Source organism: Streptomyces oryzae (assembly GCF_017676365.1).
Classification (GTDB): Bacteria; Actinomycetota; Actinomycetes; order Streptomycetales; family Streptomycetaceae; genus Streptomyces; species Streptomyces oryzae.
This window is the reverse complement of record NZ_JADKMA010000002.1, coordinates 24,053-40,476: the sequence shown is the minus strand read 5'-3', so window position 1 is coordinate 40,476 and position 16,424 is coordinate 24,053. Positions and strand designations below refer to the sequence as shown.

The following is a 16,424-nucleotide window of genomic DNA, read 5'->3' as shown; positions in this document are numbered from 1 at the left end:
TGGCGCCTCACGCGACCGGCGGCCCTGTCACTGTATGCAACCACGCCGACAAGGTGCGAAGTTCCCGTACGGTCTACCGAGCGACAGCCCTGTCAGTGGGGCGGTCCACAATGGTCGACCGAGAACCGTCGGTCGCCGAGCCGCCGTCGGCCAAGAGCCGGAAGCACGTCGGTCCCACAGCACGACCCGAGAGCACAAGAGCGAAGCACGAAGCAGCGAAGGAGCCGCAGCCGCGATGGCCCGCCGCAGTAAAAGCCGTACACCGGCCCCGGAGCCGGGAGAGGACTTCGAGGAGCGCATCGTCGACATCGACGTCGTCGACGAGATGCAGGGCTCCTACCTGGAGTATGCGTATTCGGTCATCTACTCGCGCGCGCTCCCCGACGCCCGCGACGGGATGAAACCCGTGCAGCGCCGGATCCTGTACCAGATGCACGAGATGGGCCTGCGCCCCGACAGGTCGTATGTGAAGTGCGCCCGTGTGGTGGGCGAGGTGATGGGAAAGCTCCACCCGCACGGTGACTCCCCCATCTACGATGCCCTGGTGCGCATGGCGCAGGACTTCTCCATGCGGCTGCCACTGGTGGACGGGCACGGCAACTTCGGTTCGCTGGGCAACGACGACCCGCCCGCGGCGATGCGCTACACGGAGTGCCGTTCCGCGCCGGCCGCCGGGCTGATGGTGGAGTCGATCGACGAGGAGACCGTCGACTTCGGCGCCAACTACGACGGCAGCGAGGAAGAGCCTGTCACCCTGCCGGCCGCCTACCCCAACCTGCTGGTGAACGGCTCGTCGGGGATCGCCGTCGGCATGGCGACGAACATGCCGCCGCACAACCTCACGGAGGTCATCTCAGCGGCCCGGCACCTGATCAAGCACCCGGGCGCCGACCTGCAGACCCTGATGAACTTCATCCCGGGTCCCGATCTGCCGACCGGCGGCAAGATCGTCGGCCGGGAGGGCATCGAGGACGCCTACCGCTCCGGGCGCGGCTCCTTCAAGATCCGGGCCACGGTGTCCATCGAGCAGGTCACGGCCCGCCGCAAGGGTCTGGTGGTCACCGAGCTGCCGTTCGCCGTCGGGCCCGAGAAGGTCATCTCCAAGATCAAGGACCTGGTCAACGCCAAGAAGCTCCAGGGCATCGCGGACGTGAAGGACCTCACCGACCGCGAGCACGGGCTGCGCCTGGTGATCGAGGTCAAGAACGGCTTCAACCCGGAGGCCGTCCTCTCCCAGCTGTACAAGCTGACGCCGATGGAGGAGTCCTTCGGCATCAACAACGTCGCGCTGGTGGACGGCCAGCCGCTCACCCTCGGCCTCAAGGAGCTGCTGGAGGTCTACGTCGACCACCGGTTCGAGGTGGTGCGGCGGCGCAGCGAGTTCCGGCGCGGCAAGCGGCGCGACCGGCTGCACCTGGTGGAGGGTCTGCTGGTGGCGCTCGTCGACATCGACGAGGTCATCAGAATCATCCGGTCGAGTGAGAACGCCGCCGAGGCCAAAGCGTCCCTCATCGAGCGCTTCGGCCTCAGCGAGATCCAGACCCAGTACATCCTCGACACCCCGCTGCGCAGGCTCACCAAGTTCGACCGCATCGAGCTGGAGGACGAGCGGGACCGGCTCAAGGGCGAGATCGAGCAGCTGACCCGGATCCTGGAGTCGGACACGGAGCTGCGCAAGCTCGTCTCCTCCGAACTGTCCGCCGTCGCCAAGAAGTACGGCACCCCGCGCCGCACCGAACTGCTGGACTCCGCTGAGGTGCCGGTGGCCGCCGTACCGCTGGAGGTCGCCGACGACCCGTGCCGGGTGCTGCTCTCCTCCACCGGGCTGCTGGCCCGTACGGCCAACGGCGGTATGGAGTTCGGGGAGGCGGCCAAGCGCGTCAAGCACGACGTGATCGTCTCGGCCGTGCCGGCCACCACCCGCGGCGAAGTCGGCGCTGTGACCTCGGCGGGCCGCCTGCTGCGGCTGCAGGTGGTCGATCTGCCGCAGCTGCCGGAGACGGCGACCTCGCCCAATCTGGCAGGTGGGGCCCAGATTTCGGAGTTCCTCACGCTGGAGGGCGATGAGACGCTGATCTGCCTCACCACGCTGGACGAGTCCTCACCTGGCCTGGCGATCGGCACCGAACAAGGCGTCGTCAAGCGCGTGGTGCCCGACTATCCGGCGAACCGGGGCGAGTTGGAGGTCATCACCCTCAGGGAGGGCGACCGCATCGTCGGCGGCGCCGAGCTGCGCACCGGCGAGGAGGATCTGGTCTTCGTCACCGACGACGCGCAGCTGCTGCGCTTCCAGGCGAGCCAGGTACGCCCGCAGGGCCGCCCCGCGGGCGGCGTGGCAGGCATCAAGCTCGCCCAGGACGCGAAGGTGATCTTCTTCGGCGCCGTCGACCCGGGCACCGAGGGGGCCGTGTTCACGGCGGCCGGCTCCGAAGGCACCCTCGACGACGCGCTGAGCACTGCCAAGTTCACCCCCTTCGATCAGTACCCGCGCAAGGGGCGCGCGACGGGCGGCGTGCGCTGCCAGCGCTTCCTCAAGGGCGAGGACCGGCTGCGGCTGGCCTGGGCGGGCGCCACACCGGCGTTGGCGGCGACCAGGACCGGCACCCCCGCCGAGCTGCCCGAACCCGACCCCCGCAGGGACGGTTCGGGGCTGCCGCTGAAGAAGCAGATCGCGGCGGTGGCCGGACCGGTGTAGCGGCCAGGGGCCCTGGGGTGCTGGGGCGATGCCCCCAGCACCCCTCCCGCGGCGACGGCGCGCGGCTACAACGGCCTACAACGGCGAGGGTTCGGCGGCGCCTTCGGCAGCGTCATCTGCCGCGTAATCAGCCGCGTCATCGGTGGCTTCTTCGGCCGCTTCTTCGGCGGCCGCAACCAGCGCGTCCGGCTCCTCCTCCCCCGCACTGTCCACGTACCGCAGCACGCCCCACACGGCGCGCTCGTCCGGCCCCTCGGGTCCGGCGACGCACACGTGGAGCCCGGCGCGCAAGGCGGCGTCCTCGATCCCGGCGCCGATCATCACCAGTTCCGTACGCCGCCCGGCCGAGCGGGGCCACCGCTCCGGCGCGAACCGGAGGAAACCGCCCACCGCGTGCACCACGTAGCGGTTGTCCGGGTCGGCCGCGCCGAAGTCCACGTAGCCCTTGATCCGGTACAGACCCTCCGGCCTGGCATCCAGGAACTCCAGAAAGCGGCGCGGGTCCAGCGGCGCGTCCGAGACGAACTCCACCGTCTCGTAGGCGGCGTGCAGGTGCTCCGCGTGGCACTCGCCCTCGCCGTGGCCGCACTCGCCGTGGCCGCACTCGTCACCGCCGTCGCTGTCGCCGTCCCCGTCTCCATCTCCGTAGAGCAGCGAGTCGAACGAGAGCTGTTCGACCGGTGGCCTCTCGCGCCGTACGCGGTCGAACAGCAGCGCGGGATCGACGCGGCCGAACGAAGCGGGGACGACGGGCGTGCCGGGGCTGAGCCGCCGCAGTTCCGCATGGAGCGCTTCCCGGCTCTCTCCGGTCACCCGGTCGGCCTTGTTGAGGACGAGCAGGTCGGCCGCACCGACATGGCGCTCCAGCTCGGGATGGCGCGCGCGTACGGCCTCGAACTCCGCCGCGTCGACGACCTCCACCAGTCCGCCGTAGACGATGTACGGGCTGCGGCTGGCCAGCACCATCCGGATCAGCGTCTCCGGCTCGGCCACCCCGCTGGCCTCGATCACGATGACGTCCATACCCGCAGCGGGGCGTGCGAGGACATCCAGGACCTCGTCCATGTCACTGGTGTCCACCGCGCAGCACAGACAGCCGTCCCCGATGGAGACCATCGAATCCACCTGCCCTGAGACCGCCATGGCGTCGATCTCGATGCTGCCGAAGTCGTTGACGATCGCTCCGATGCGGGTGCCTCTGGCGCGGCGCAGCAGATGGTTGAGCAGGGTGGTCTTCCCGGAGCCGAGGAACCCGGCCAGTACGAGGACCGGGATCCGGCCGCCCACCGCGCCCCGCCGGGCATCGGTCTGCGTACCGCTCTCCGTCCTGACCTCCTCGCCGGTCGCCGCACCACTCCCCGTGCTGACCCCCTCGCCGGTCTCCGTGCCGCTCCGTGTACCGGCCTCCGTGCCGACCCGTGCACCGGCCTCCGCATCGCCCACGCGTTCCGCCCCTCCTGCCTGGTTCGTGTCCCCACGGCCTCGCGGCTCCGGATTCCCTGTGACCTGCGACCCGTGGCCCCGAGACGGCTGCCGATCGTACCGAAGCGGACTGCCCGGGCCTCGGCTCAGGATCACGTCGGGCCGAGGGTGGAAGCGGCAGGCAGTGCGACAGCGAAGGGCGTGCGGGCAGCCGCGTAGGCGCGCAGGCGGACAGACGCGCATGCGGACAGGCGTGCAAGCAGGCAAGCGCGCGGGCGGGCAAGGGGTGGCGCGGCGCGCGGGCGCATGCCCGCGCGCCGCATGGCAGCCCAGGTTAGGCTCACCTGTGTGAGCACGTGTGCGACGGCCTCCCGGGCCCTTGCCGAACCCCTCGCGGGGACGGCGGCGACGGCCCGTACCTGGCTGCTGATCGAGCAGCCGGGCCCCTGGGGCAAGAAGGCGCTGGTCCAGAGCCATCTCGACCCGGAGCTCGGGCAGGCGCTCGACGATGCGGCCGGCGCACATGGTGGCCGGGTCGCGCTGATCCGCCGCCCCGGGCGGCATGCCGACAGCTCTTCCCCGAGCGCCCCGCACCGTGTCTATCTGGCCTGCACGGTTCCGGGCGCCTCCTGGATCCGCACGAAGGTGCTGCCGAGCGACAGGTTGCACGAGTTGCGCGAGCTGGATTTCGCGACCCTGGAGGGCGCGCCGGTACGCGGTGACGGCTGGGAGCCGTACGAGGGCGACCCCCTGGCGCTGGTGTGCACCAACGGCAAACGGGACCGCTGCTGCGCCCTGCTCGGCCGACCGCTCGCGGCCGAACTCGAAGCGTCCGGCGGTGCGAACGTCTGGGAGATCACCCACATTGGCGGCCACCGCTTCGCGCCCACCCTGCTGGTGCTGCCCTACGGCTACGCGTACGGACGGCTCGGCGCCCCCGCGGTGAAGGGCGTACTGGACGCCGTACGGGACGGCCATGTGCTGACGGACGGCTGCCGCGGCCGCTCGGCCTGGGACCGCCCGGGGCAGGCGGCCGAACTGGCCGTAAGGGAGCACACAGGGGAGAGCCGCGCGCACGCGCTGACTGTGCGTGGCTCGCAGGCCGCGCAGCAGGAGCCGAAAAGTGCCCACTGGAGCGTGACCGTCGCCCATGTGGACGGGCGCCACTGGTGCGTCACCCTGACCGAGACCGCCGACGGACCTCCCGTACCCGCGAGCTGCGGTGCCGCACCGGCCGGCCCGGTTCGGCTGGACGTCGTACGGATCGAGCAGCTGCCGACCGCTCCCCCTGCCTGAGTCAAAGCGACCGCACCACCGAACAGTGCGCCGCCTCCGGCCTGGTGCACCGGTGGCTCCCGGCGGATACCGTTCCGCCGCATGTTCCGCGTACGCCCTCAGCAACGCGCACGCCGCGGTCCCCGGCAGCAGCTGCGTCTTCCCGGCTGGCCGCGACGTGTGTCCTCCCAGGTGCTGCTCATGCAGCTGGCGGTCGTCACCGGGGTGACCGCCGTGGCGACCGGGCTGTTCCTGGCGCCGTTCAGCAACCAGCTCGACGACCAGGCATCCCGCCGGGCGCTGGCCATCGCCCAGGCGACAGCTGCCCAACCCGGCCTGGACGACCTGCTGGCCGACGGCGCCGGCCCCTCCCGCAACGGACCCGTGCAGCATCTGGCCGAGCGCACCCGGCACGCCACCGGCGCGAGCTACATCGTGGTGCTGGACACCCGCGGCATCCGCTGGTCGCACGCGGAGCCCGACCGCCTCGGCCACCGGGTCTCCACGGACCCGGGACCGGCGCTCGCCGGCCGGGAGGTGCATCACATCGACGAGGGCACACTGGGCAGATCGGCACGGGGCAAAGTGCCGCTGCGCGACGAGTCGGGGAAGGTCGTCGGCGCCGTCTCGGTCGGCATCGCCTACGACAGCGTGCGCGACCGCTTCACCCGCGCCGTCCCCGGACTGCTGGCGTACGCGGGCGGGGCGCTCGGCGTGGGCGCACTCGCCGCGCTGCTGGTCTTCCGCAGACTCCAGAAGCGCACACACGACCTGGCGTTCTCGGACATCACCGCGCTGCTGGCCGAACGGGAAGCCGTTCTGCACGGCATCCGGGAAGGCGTCGTCGCGCTGGACTCCACAGGGCGTATCCGGCTGGTCAACGACGAGGCGCAGCGGCTGCTCGACCTGGGTGAGCAGCACATCGGACTGTCCCCGCAGGACGCCCTGGGCGCCGGGCGTACGGCCAGGGTGCTGGCCGGTGAGGTGCCGGGCTCCGACCTGCTGACCGTCAGCGGCGGCCGGGTACTGGTCGCCAACCGGATGCCGACCGCCGACGGAGGGGCCGTCGCCACCCTGCGCGACCGGACCGAACTGGAGCTTCTGGGCCGGGAACTCGACGGCTCCCAGGGGCTGATCGACGCACTGCGCGCCCAGGACCACGAACACGCCAACCGGATGCACATCCTGCTCGGACTGCTGCAACTGGGCATGATCGAGGACGCGGTGAGCTATCTGAGCGAGGCGGTCGGGGTGCACCGGGCGACGTCCGAGGAGCTCTCCGAGCACATACGCGACCCGATGCTCGCCGCGCTGCTGACCGGCAAGGCGGCGGTGGCCGCCGAGCGCTCGGTCGCCCTGCGCATCGCCCCTGGCACCCTGCTGCCCGACCGTCTGGTGGATCCGCCGGAGCTGGCCACCGTGCTGGGCAATCTGGTCGACAACGCCCTGGACGCGGCGGCCGGCTCGCCTGGTGCGCGGGTGACGGTGGCACTCGTCCCGGACGCCGGCACCCGGCAGACCGGGCTCACCTTGCGGGTGAGCGACAGCGGCCCCGGTGTCCCGCCGCAGCACCGGGAAGCCGTCTTCACAGAGGGCTGGTCCACCAAGGAACCACCCGCACACGGCCGCCGTGGGCTCGGTCTGGTACTCGTACGACGGCTCGCGGAGCGCCATGGCGGCACCGCGCGGGTGGGCCAGGGCCCGGACGGCGGCGCGGAGTTCACTGTCGTGCTCCCCGAAGCGCTCCACCCGGAGGACGTCACGCCGCGCCGGTGAGGTTCCTGCGGGGTTCCGGGGTCTCAGACCGCGCCCGCGCCCGTGAGGGAGCGCACCTCCGCCTCGGCGTACGCGGCAGCGTCGGCGCTCCCGCGACGGGAAAGGAGCGTGCCCAGCCAGCCCGCGAGGAAGCCCAGCGGGACGGAGACGAGCCCGGGGTTCTCCAGCGGGAAGTACGCGAAGTCGCGTCCGGGGAACAGCGCCTGAGGGCCGCCCGAAACAACCGGCGAGAGCACCATCAGTGCCACTGCGGCAGTCAAGCCCCCATAGACCGACCAGACAGCGCCCCGCGAGGTGAAGCGCCGCCAGAAGAGGCCGTACAGCAGCACGGGCAGGTTGGCCGAGGCGGCAACGGCGAAGGCGAGGCCCACCAGGAACGCAACATTCAGCTGCTGCGCGAGCAGGCTCACCCCTACGGCGACGGCGCCGACGACGAGGGCGGCCACCCGTGCCACGGTCACCTCCCTGCGCCCCGGCCCCTGCCCTCCCTGGTCCACGGCCGGCTCCCAGCCGCGCGGACGCCGAGGCCCGTCCTCCCGCCGCCACCTGTCCTCACGCAGCCACCCTTCGGGCCGCTCCCGCCGCGTGAGCGCCCCGTACAGGTCGCGGGCCGCGGCAGCGGATGCGGCCAGGGTGAGGCCCGCGACGACGGCCAGGATGGTGGCGAATGCGACGGCGGCGACCAGCGCTGCCAGTGCGGCTCCGCCGGTGGAGTCCACCCCGCCGCCCAACTCGGCCGCCAGCAGCGGAACGGCGGCGTTCCCTGACGGGTCCGCCCCACGTACCGCACCGGTGCCCACCAGCGCTGCCGCACCGGCGCCGAGGACGATGGTCATCAGATAGAAGCCGCCGACGAGCCCGATCGCCCACACTGCTGAACGACGGGCGGCCCGCGCGGTCGGCACGGTGCAGAAGCGCGCCAGAATGTGCGGCAGTCCGGCCGTACCGAGCATCAGCGCCAGCCCCAGACTGAGCACGTCGAGCCGGGTGTACCAGCCTGCGCCGCCATAGCGCAGGCCAGGGGCGAGGAAGTCCTTGCCGTGGCCGCTGCGTTCGGCCGCGCTGCTGAGCAGCGCGCCCAGGTCGCCACCGAAGCGCAGCAGCACCAGCACACAGAGCGCGAGCGCACCGCCCATCAGCAGCAGCGCCTTGCCGATCTGGATCCAGGTTGTCGCCCGCATCCCGCCACAGACGATGGAGAAGGTCATGAGCGCACCCACGCCCAGCACCGTCCAGGTGCGCACCGCTCCCCCATGACCGCCCAGCAGGAGAGCCACCAGGCTGCCCGCTCCGACCAACTGCGCCACCAGGTACAGCACCGAAACGGTCACCGAGGAGCACCCCAGCGCGATCCGGACCGGCCGTTCACGCATCCGTACGGCGATCACATCGGCGAGGGTGAAGCGCCCGCAGTTGCGCACCAATTCTGCAACCAGTAGCAGAACGAACAACCACGCCACCAGGAAGCCCACGGAATAGAGCATTCCGTCGTACCCGTAGAGCGCGATCAGTCCGGCCGTGCCCAGGAAGGCGGCGGCGGACATGTAGTCACCCGCGATGGCGAAACCATTCTCCATGGGGGTGAAGAGCCTGCCACCCGCGTAGAACTCCTCCGGGGAACTCTGCCGTCTGCTGCCCGCCCATCTGGTGATCGCCAGCGTGGCGACGACCACGATGCCGAACAGCAGGAGAGCCAGCATCCGATGGCTGCCGCTCATCGCCCGCCCTCCCCGGCCGCGACAGGCGCCGCCGTTCCGCCGGCCAGGTCGGCGGACACCGCCCCGCGGGTCATCTCCTGCGTCTCCCAGCGCAGTTCGAGCGCGAGCCGGTCCCTGCGCCGCCGGGCGTGGCGCGCGTACAGCCAGGCCAGCAGGAACGTTGCGGCGAACTGTGCGAGCCCGGCCGCCATGCCGACGTTCAGCACGCCGGCCACGGGTCTCGCCAGCACCCCGGGTGCGCTCACAGCGAGGAAGAGATAGCCGAGATACCACAGCAGGAACACCGCACTGACGGGCAGCACGAAGCGCCGGTACCGGCGTCGGAGCTGCTGAAAGGCCGCACTGCGCTGGACAACCGGATACACGTCCTGCGCCGCCGCCGGGGCCGGCCGCAGTGGCCCGGACGGCGGACCGTAGGAGGCATCGCCCGGCTCGGGGCCGCCTGTGGCGAGAGCGTCGTACCAGGGATCATCGATACGCATGCCCCAGGATGGGCGCAGGCCCAAGATCACCTTCAGCCCAATCCCGTCCCTTCACCCCTTCAGGTGACGGCCCTGTCAACGGGACGAAGGGACGGGTGGCACCCGCATGCCCGGCCCCGAGGAGAGCCGGGCCCGTTCGGAGACGCACCAGCCGGAGACGGACCGACAGGTGGCGGTGGCTTTGGCGGCGACGGTGGCAGCCGCAACCGGTCAGACGTCGATACGCGAGCGGTCCAGTGTCGCGGCGGAGGAGCTGATGAACTCCCTGCGCGGCGCCACCTCGCTGCCCATCAGCAGGTCGAACGCCTGCTCCGCCGCCTCCAGGTCGCTGATGTTGATCCGCCGCAGGGTGCGGTGCCGGGGGTCCATGGTCGTCTCGGCCAGCTGGTCGGCGTCCATCTCACCGAGGCCCTTGTAGCGCTGGATGGACTCCTTGTAGCGGATCTTCTTCCTCTCCAGCTCCAGCAGCGTCTGGCGCAGCTCGTTGTCCGAGTAGGTGTACAGGTACTTGTCCTGCCCCTTCTTCGGGTTGATCAGCTCGATCCGGTGCAGCGGCGGCACAGCGGAGAAGACCCGGCCCTCCTCCACCATCGGCCGCATGTAGCGCTGGAAGAGCGTGAGCAGCAGACAGCGGATGTGGGCGCCGTCCACGTCCGCGTCGGCAAGGAAGATGACCTTCCCGTAGCGGGCCTGGTCGATGTCGAAGGTCCGCCCGGACCCGGCTCCTATCACCTGGATGATCGCCCCGCACTCGGCGTTCTTCAGCATGTCCGAGACGGAGGACTTCTGCACGTTGAGGATCTTGCCGCGAATCGGCAGCAGCGCCTGGAACTCGGAGTTGCGCGCCACCTTGGCGGTGCCGAGCGCCGAGTCACCCTCGACGATGAACAGTTCGGTGCGGTCGATGTCGTCAGCGCGGCAGTCGGCCAGTTTGGCGGGCAGCGCCGAGGACTCCAGCGCCGTCTTCCTGCGCTGCGCTTCCTTGTGCTGCCGCGCGGCGATACGCGTACGGGCAGCGGCGGCGACCTTCTCCAGCACGGCGCGGGCCTGCGCCTTGGCATCCCGCTTGGAGGAGGTGAGAAACGCCTTCAGCTCCTTGGCCACGACCTGCGCGACGATGCGCGAGGCGGCCGAGGTGCCCAGCACCTCCTTGGTCTGCCCTTCGAACTGCGGCTCGGCCAGCCGCACCGTCACCACGGCGGTCAGTCCCTCGAGGGCGTCGTCCTTGACGACGTCGTCGTCCGCGACCTTCAGCAACCGGTGCGTACGCAGCGCCTCGTTGACCGTCTTGGTGACCGAGCGCTCGAAGCCCGAGACATGGGTGCCGCCCTTGGGGGTGGCGATGATGTTCACGAACGACTTGAGCGTCGTGTCGTACCCGGTGCCCCAACGGAGCGCGATGTCCACGCCGAGCTCACGCTGCACCTCGGTGGGGATCATGTGACCACGGTCGTCCAGCACCGGCACCGTCTCCTTGAAGGTGCCCTGCCCCTGGAGCCGCAGCACATCGCAGACCGCCTTGTCCGGCGCGAGGTACTCGCAGAACTCGCTGATACCGCCGTCGTAATGGAACGTCTCCTCGACAACGCCCTCGTCCTCCAGCCCGCGTTCGTCCCGTACGACGATCGTCAGTCCGGGCACCAGGAACGCGGTCTGGCGGGCGCGTGCCTGCAGCGTCTCCAGGGAGAGCTTGGCGTCCTTCAGGAAGATCTGCCGGTCCGCCCAGTAGCGCACCCGGGTGCCCGTGCGGTTCTTCGGGATCTTCTTGCCCTTGAGCAGGCCGCTGGAGGGGTCGAACGGTGCGTCGGGCCCGGACTCGGTGAAGATGCCGGGCACACCGCGGCGGAAGCTGATGCTGTGGGTCCTGCTGTTGAGGTCCACCTCGACGTCCAGCCGGGAGGAGAGCGCGTTGACGACAGACGCGCCCACACCGTGCAGACCACCGGAGGCCGCGTAGGCGCCGCCACCGAACTTGCCGCCTGCGTGCAGCTTGGTCATCACGACCTCGACACCGGAGAGCCCTGTCTTGGGCTCCACGTCGACCGGAATGCCACGTCCGTTGTCACCGACCTCGACCGAGCCGTCCTCATGGAGAATGACCTCGATGCGGTCGCAGTACCCGCCCAGTGCCTCGTCAACCGAGTTGTCGATAATCTCCCAGAGGCAGTGCATCAGGCCACGACTGTCGGTCGAGCCGATGTACATGCCCGGCCGCTTGCGGACAGCTTCCAGCCCTTCCAGGACAAGCAGATGCCGCGCGGTGTAATTGGAACCGCCCTCGCGGTCTGCCCCGGTCAGCAGTGCGGTGGACGGCACGGACATGTCGGCGGTCACGCGGTTCGCTCCTCGCTGAATTCTGCTTGAGACGGCTGGGTTGCCGCGTCAGAGGGTACCGAGGCCCAGGACGGCACGTGTTGCGCGACCCAGGAGACGGAAGTGTGCGACCCAGGAGACGGATCAGGGGAACTGTCATGCTAGCTCACCTTCGATATTCTGTTCGATAACAGGCTCCGGTGCCGCACACATCACGTTCCCATCCAGGCATGAACCATTTAGGCTCCGGGCACGTCCTCCACAACGAAGGGTTGGAACGGCCCGGAGTCGGACGACAACACAACGGCACGACGAGGACCTGCCAGCGCCACTGGCAGACCCCGCCACCACCCACCGTCACAGATCCAACAAAAGACCGAACACACCGACGGACCACAACCGACGGCCACCGAAGGAAAGCTCCCAACCCCTGCAATACGGCCCATTCGCCGCCACCCGGCAACTATCCGGCCTCCCGGCCAAAAAAGTCCGGGAATGAAGGCCAGTGCGGGAACGTTTTCGGCCTGGTTGGATGTTGACCCTGGTACGACAGCTCGTCGAGCTAGAGAAGAGGCGACGTGACTACAGTTCTGACCCCAGCGACTCCGCTGACAGCAGCCGACCGCTGTGACCGGTGCAACGCTCAGGCGTACCTGCGCGTTGTCCTTACGAGCGGCGGAGAGCTGCTGTTCTGCGCCCACCACGGCCGCAAGTTCGAGCCAGAACTCAAGAAGATCGCCGCGGAGATACAGGACGAGACGGAGAAGCTCACCGCGACTCCTCCCACCGCAGGCGACGACGAACGATGACCTGCTGATCCGACGCCTTCGCGTCCACGTCCGACGAGCTAACCCGGCACAGGCCGGAACCGGCGGACGGTCCTCCCGACCGGGAGAACCGTCCGCCCTCGTCATTTTCCGGCGCCATCGCGTCGTCTTCCGAGGTCATGCCCTGCCATTTTCCGGCGTCAGCGCCGCGGCTCCGTGCGCCGGCGGTCTGTGCCCCGTCCGGGTCGGTCTGAGCGTCGGTTCATCGGAGCGCCGGCTCGTCCGAGCGGCCTGCTGGCCTGACAGCCTCTCGCCCCCGCCAGGGCCGCCCCGTCGGCGCCGCCGAGCACGCCCAGGTTCGCGAGCGCACTCGGCGGGCCTTTCAGGTCCCTGCGGGCGCGGGGGCGCCTTCCTGGGGCTGGATGACCGATTCGACCGCTGAGATCCGCGTATAGACGCCCGGACGGCCCCGCTCGCCACAGCCGATGCCCCACGAGACCAGGCCCACAAGCTTGCCCTGGGCGACCAGCGGGCCGCCGCTGTCGCCCTGGCAGGCGTCCTTGCCGCCCTGCTTCAGCCCCGCGCACATCATGGTGTCCGGGTCGTAGGTGCCGTTCGCAGAGCCGGGATAGGCGCGCCGGCAGTCCGTATCCGGCAGCACATTCACGCGCGTGGCGTGCAGGGTGTTCGCGTAGCTGCCCCGCCCCGTGGTGTCGCCCCACCCGAAGACCTGGGCCGATGCGCCCGCACGGTAAGCGGGATCGCCATGATGGGCCATCGGAATGACGGACTCCTGCGGCACGGGGGAGGCCAGCCGCAGCACGGCGATGTCGCCTCGGTTGCTCCTGGAGTCGTAGCCCGGATTGACCTTCGACGACTCCACCGCGATCTCCTTGCCCACCGTGGTCGTCAGGTCCCCACGCCCCGTGATCACGCGCAGGTCGTCGACCTGGGAGGGCTCCGCTCCCAGCACCTCCCGGCTCAGGCAGTGCGCCGCCGTGACCGCCGTGCGCGGGCCGACGATGGCGCCGCCGCAGAACTGTCCCGAGCGCTGCGGGCCGAACCTGGCGCGGCTGGAGAGCGCCACGACCCACGGGTGCGCCTCGGCGCTCACCGGGCCCCCACCGATGACGACACGGTCGTCGGGACCCTTGTCGTGCGCGGCGCCCTGTGTGACGGCCTGTGGAGCCGCCTGAGCGAGCAGCGCCGCTATCAGCGCCGCCCCCAGGGCGAGGAGACGACTTCCCGGGCGCCCCGGGGTGCGGCTGGCGCGTGTTCGCTTACAGCGCATCGATCGCATGAGACCGACCTCCTGACCATACGGAATCGTCTGACTACCCAGGGTGTTCCGTGTCCACTCGGGTCGCATCCCGGGCCACCCGGGACGTGCGCCCAGGGACCGTTCAGATGGGGCCCGGGGACCGTTCACACGAACGGGTATCGGGGGCTCATGCGATGTGGATGCTTCCCGCGTTCGGGACGGCCCGTACGACCGGCACAACAGGCACAGCACGGCGGAGGCCGGTGAACCCGTGGTTCGGGTTCACCGGCCTCTGCGTATGCCTGTGCCGACTCGGCAGACCACCGACGTCCGTCAGTCCAGGTAGTCCCGCAGGACCTGGGAGCGGGAGGGGTGGCGCAGCTTGGACATCGTCTTCGACTCGATCTGACGGATGCGCTCACGCGTCACCCCGTAGACCTTGCCGATCTCGTCCAGCGTCTTGGGCTGGCCATCGGTCAGTCCGAAGCGCATCGAGACGACGCCCGCCTCACGCTCGCTGAGCGTGTCGAGCACTGAGTGCAGCTGCTCCTGGAGCAGCGTGAAGCTGACCGCGTCCGCCGGGACGACCGCCTCGGAGTCCTCGATCAGATCACCGAACTCGCTGTCCCCGTCCTCACCCAGCGGAGTGTGCAGCGAGATCGGCTCCCGGCCGTACTTCTGGACCTCGACGACCTTCTCGGGCGTCATGTCCAGCTCCTTCGCCAGCTCCTCCGGGGTGGGCTCGCGGCCCAGGTCCTGGAGCATCTGGCGCTGCACACGGGCGAGCTTGTTGATGACCTCGACCATGTGCACGGGGATACGGATGGTGCGGGCCTGGTCGGCCATGGCGCGGGTGATGGCCTGACGGATCCACCACGTCGCGTACGTCGAGAACTTGTAGCCCTTCGTGTAGTCGAACTTCTCGACCGCACGGATCAGACCGAGGTTCCCCTCCTGGATCAGGTCCAGGAAGAGCATGCCGCGGCCCGTGTAGCGCTTGGCCAGCGAGACCACGAGGCGGAGGTTGGCCTCCAGCAGGTGGTTCTTGGCGCGGCGCCCGTCCTCGGCGATGATCTCCAGCTCCCGCTGCAGCTTGGGAGCCAGCTTCTCCTCGGCGGCCAGCTTGTCCTCGGCGAAGAGACCGGCCTCGATCCGCTTGGCGAGCTCGACCTCCTGCTCCGCGTTGAGGAGCGGCACCTTGCCGATCTGCTTGAGGTAGTCCTTGACCGGGTCTGCCGTCGCCCCCGCAGCGGCGACCTGCTGGGCCGGTGCGTCGTCCTCGTCATCGTCGGAGATGACGAAGCCCTCGTTCTCGTTCTTGACCTCGGCAGCGGGGCCGTCCTCGGGGCCGGGCTTGCCGGCGGACTTGGCGGCGATGTCCTCCGCCAGTTCCTCGTCGCCCTCGAGGAGTTCGTCGACGACGGACTTCTTGGCCGCCGTCTTCTTGGGGGCGGCTGTCTTCTTCGCTGCAGTCTTCTTCGCAGCGGTCTTCTTGGCTGCGGCCTTCTTGGCGGGCTTCGGCGCGGCCTCCTCCACTGCGGGCTCCTGCCCGGGAGCGGTACCCGCGACGGAGGCGGTGGGGGCGGCCGGGGCAGCGGGAGCCGCGCTCGTGGGCGCGGCCTTCTTGGCCTGGGTGGTCTTGGCGGCGACCGTCTTGGTGGCGGTGCGCTTGGCCTGGGTCTTCGCTGCGACGCTCTTGCGGGTGCGTTTGGGCGCCTCGGCTGCACTCACCATCAGCGTCACACCCTCCTCGTCGAGGATCTGGTTGAGGCTGCGCAGAACGTTCTTCCACTGGGTTGGCGGAATCTGGTCAGCCTCGAAGGCCCGACGTACGTCGTCGCCGGCGATCTGCCCCTCAGCCTTCCCCCGCTCGATGAGCGCCATCACGGACTCGGACTCGGCGATCTCCGCGGGGAGAGTACGGGATGTGCTGGCCGACACGAACAACCTCTCGGAACGATGGAAACGGCGGACCGCCGGCGGGGATGAACCGACGGCGCGGGCGGAGCAGTGGAGAAACAACAGGCAAGAACAAGAGCCCCGGACGGAGCGCCCGTATTCCCTCCTCCGCTGTCACCTCTTGAGTCATCGCATGGGAACGGGAAGCGTTACGCCCAATTCACGTGGCCCGAGTCACACCGCATACCCGAACAACCGCGATGATAACCGGATGAACCGGGTGCTCGTGCGGGTGAGCGCAGCTGCCCATGTGGGTGAGTGGGGCTGCTCGGACCCACCGCGATCCGGAAGCCGGGGTTGAGCTCGTGCCTGGCTTGGGGCCACAGCCCAAGGGGCCGAACGCCGGTGTCCAGGGCGGAGCCGGGCGCAGGTGCGGGTGCGGGTGCGGGAACGGGTGCGGACTCGGGACGGACGCGGAGTGCGGGGCAGGTTTGCGGAGGCAGTTGCGGGCGAGGGGCAGGGCCGACCGCATCCCATTCGGGGTGCCGGAATCCGATGCGGTCGGCTCCGGGTACGCGGAGCGGGCGTGGCCCGGGGCCGGAGGCGGGCGCGGGGCTCGGACTCGGAGCTCGGCCTTCCGGATCTCGGCGTCGGAGCTCGGGGCCCGGACCGGTCGCGGTTCCCGCGGCTGCGGCTCGCGCTGGCCGACTCGGGCACGGCAACCCGGTTGCGGAGCCCGCAGGTGCCGCACACACTCTCGGACCCGTACGACGCAGGCAGGCTCGGGCGGGGAGCCCGGCCGCGGGGCCGAGCCGA

The 16,424-nt window shown here is 70.1% G+C and carries 10 protein-coding genes; 4 read left to right on the top strand and 6 right to left on the bottom strand.

All coding sequences use genetic code 11. From position 1 onward, the window contains the following. Nucleotides 1–235: 235 nt before the first annotated feature. Nucleotides 236–2,695, top strand: a complete 2,460-nt coding sequence (locus ITI46_RS00650) for a DNA gyrase/topoisomerase IV subunit A (protein ID WP_209237119.1) — start codon at nucleotides 236–238, stop codon at nucleotides 2,693–2,695. Between the two features lie 75 nt (nucleotides 2,696–2,770). On the opposite strand, the gene ITI46_RS00645 is transcribed toward ITI46_RS00650, so the two are convergent. Further along, nucleotides 2,771–3,982: a CobW family GTP-binding protein gene (locus tag ITI46_RS00645; RefSeq protein WP_209237181.1), complete on the bottom strand. Its 1,212-nt coding sequence runs from the start codon at nucleotides 3,980–3,982 to the stop codon at nucleotides 2,771–2,773. Between the two features lie 483 nt (nucleotides 3,983–4,465). Here ITI46_RS00645 and ITI46_RS00640 point away from each other — a divergent pair, with 483 nt between their 5' ends. Continuing rightward, nucleotides 4,466–5,413 (top strand): ferredoxin family protein, encoded by a 948-nt coding sequence (locus ITI46_RS00640; protein WP_209237118.1) that lies wholly within the window; start codon nucleotides 4,466–4,468, stop codon nucleotides 5,411–5,413. A gap of 180 nt (nucleotides 5,414–5,593) precedes the next feature. Then, entirely contained in the window at nucleotides 5,594–7,168 is a 1,575-nt protein-coding gene (locus ITI46_RS00635) for a sensor histidine kinase (RefSeq protein WP_247745260.1), read from the top strand. Between the two features lie 23 nt (nucleotides 7,169–7,191). Here ITI46_RS00635 and ITI46_RS00630 read toward each other — a convergent pair whose 3' ends face one another. From ITI46_RS00630 to ITI46_RS00620, 3 genes are all read right to left on the bottom strand, one after another. Further along, complete coding sequence (locus tag ITI46_RS00630) at nucleotides 7,192–8,886, bottom strand: solute symporter family protein (protein ID WP_209237116.1); 1,695 nt, start codon at nucleotides 8,884–8,886, stop codon at nucleotides 7,192–7,194. Further along, the gene (locus ITI46_RS00625) at nucleotides 8,883–9,368 is read right to left on the bottom strand and encodes a DUF485 domain-containing protein (protein WP_209237115.1); all 486 of its coding nucleotides are present in this window, start codon (nucleotides 9,366–9,368) and stop codon (nucleotides 8,883–8,885) included. Before ITI46_RS00625 ends, ITI46_RS00630 begins: the two co-directional genes overlap by 4 nt. Before the next feature lie 210 nt (nucleotides 9,369–9,578). Then, entirely contained in the window at nucleotides 9,579–11,702 is a 2,124-nt protein-coding gene (locus tag ITI46_RS00620) for a DNA gyrase/topoisomerase IV subunit B (protein ID WP_209237114.1), read from the bottom strand. 557 nt (nucleotides 11,703–12,259) lie between these two features. On the opposite strand from ITI46_RS00620, the gene ITI46_RS00615 reads away from it, so the two are divergent. Continuing rightward, nucleotides 12,260–12,490 carry a DUF7455 domain-containing protein gene (locus ITI46_RS00615; protein WP_209237113.1) on the top strand — a complete coding sequence of 77 codons (231 nt, stop codon included), beginning with the start codon at nucleotides 12,260–12,262 and terminating at the stop codon, nucleotides 12,488–12,490. Nucleotides 12,491–12,830: 340 nt separating this feature from the next. Here ITI46_RS00615 and ITI46_RS00610 read toward each other — a convergent pair whose 3' ends face one another. Further along, nucleotides 12,831–13,739: a serine protease gene (locus tag ITI46_RS00610; protein ID WP_372451821.1), complete on the bottom strand. Its 909-nt coding sequence runs from the start codon at nucleotides 13,737–13,739 to the stop codon at nucleotides 12,831–12,833. A 303-nt stretch (nucleotides 13,740–14,042) separates the two neighbouring features. After that, nucleotides 14,043–15,650, bottom strand: coding sequence for an RNA polymerase sigma factor (locus tag ITI46_RS00605; protein ID WP_209237111.1), 1,608 nt, complete (start codon nucleotides 15,648–15,650; stop codon nucleotides 14,043–14,045). Between the last annotated feature and the right edge of the window lie 774 nt (nucleotides 15,651–16,424).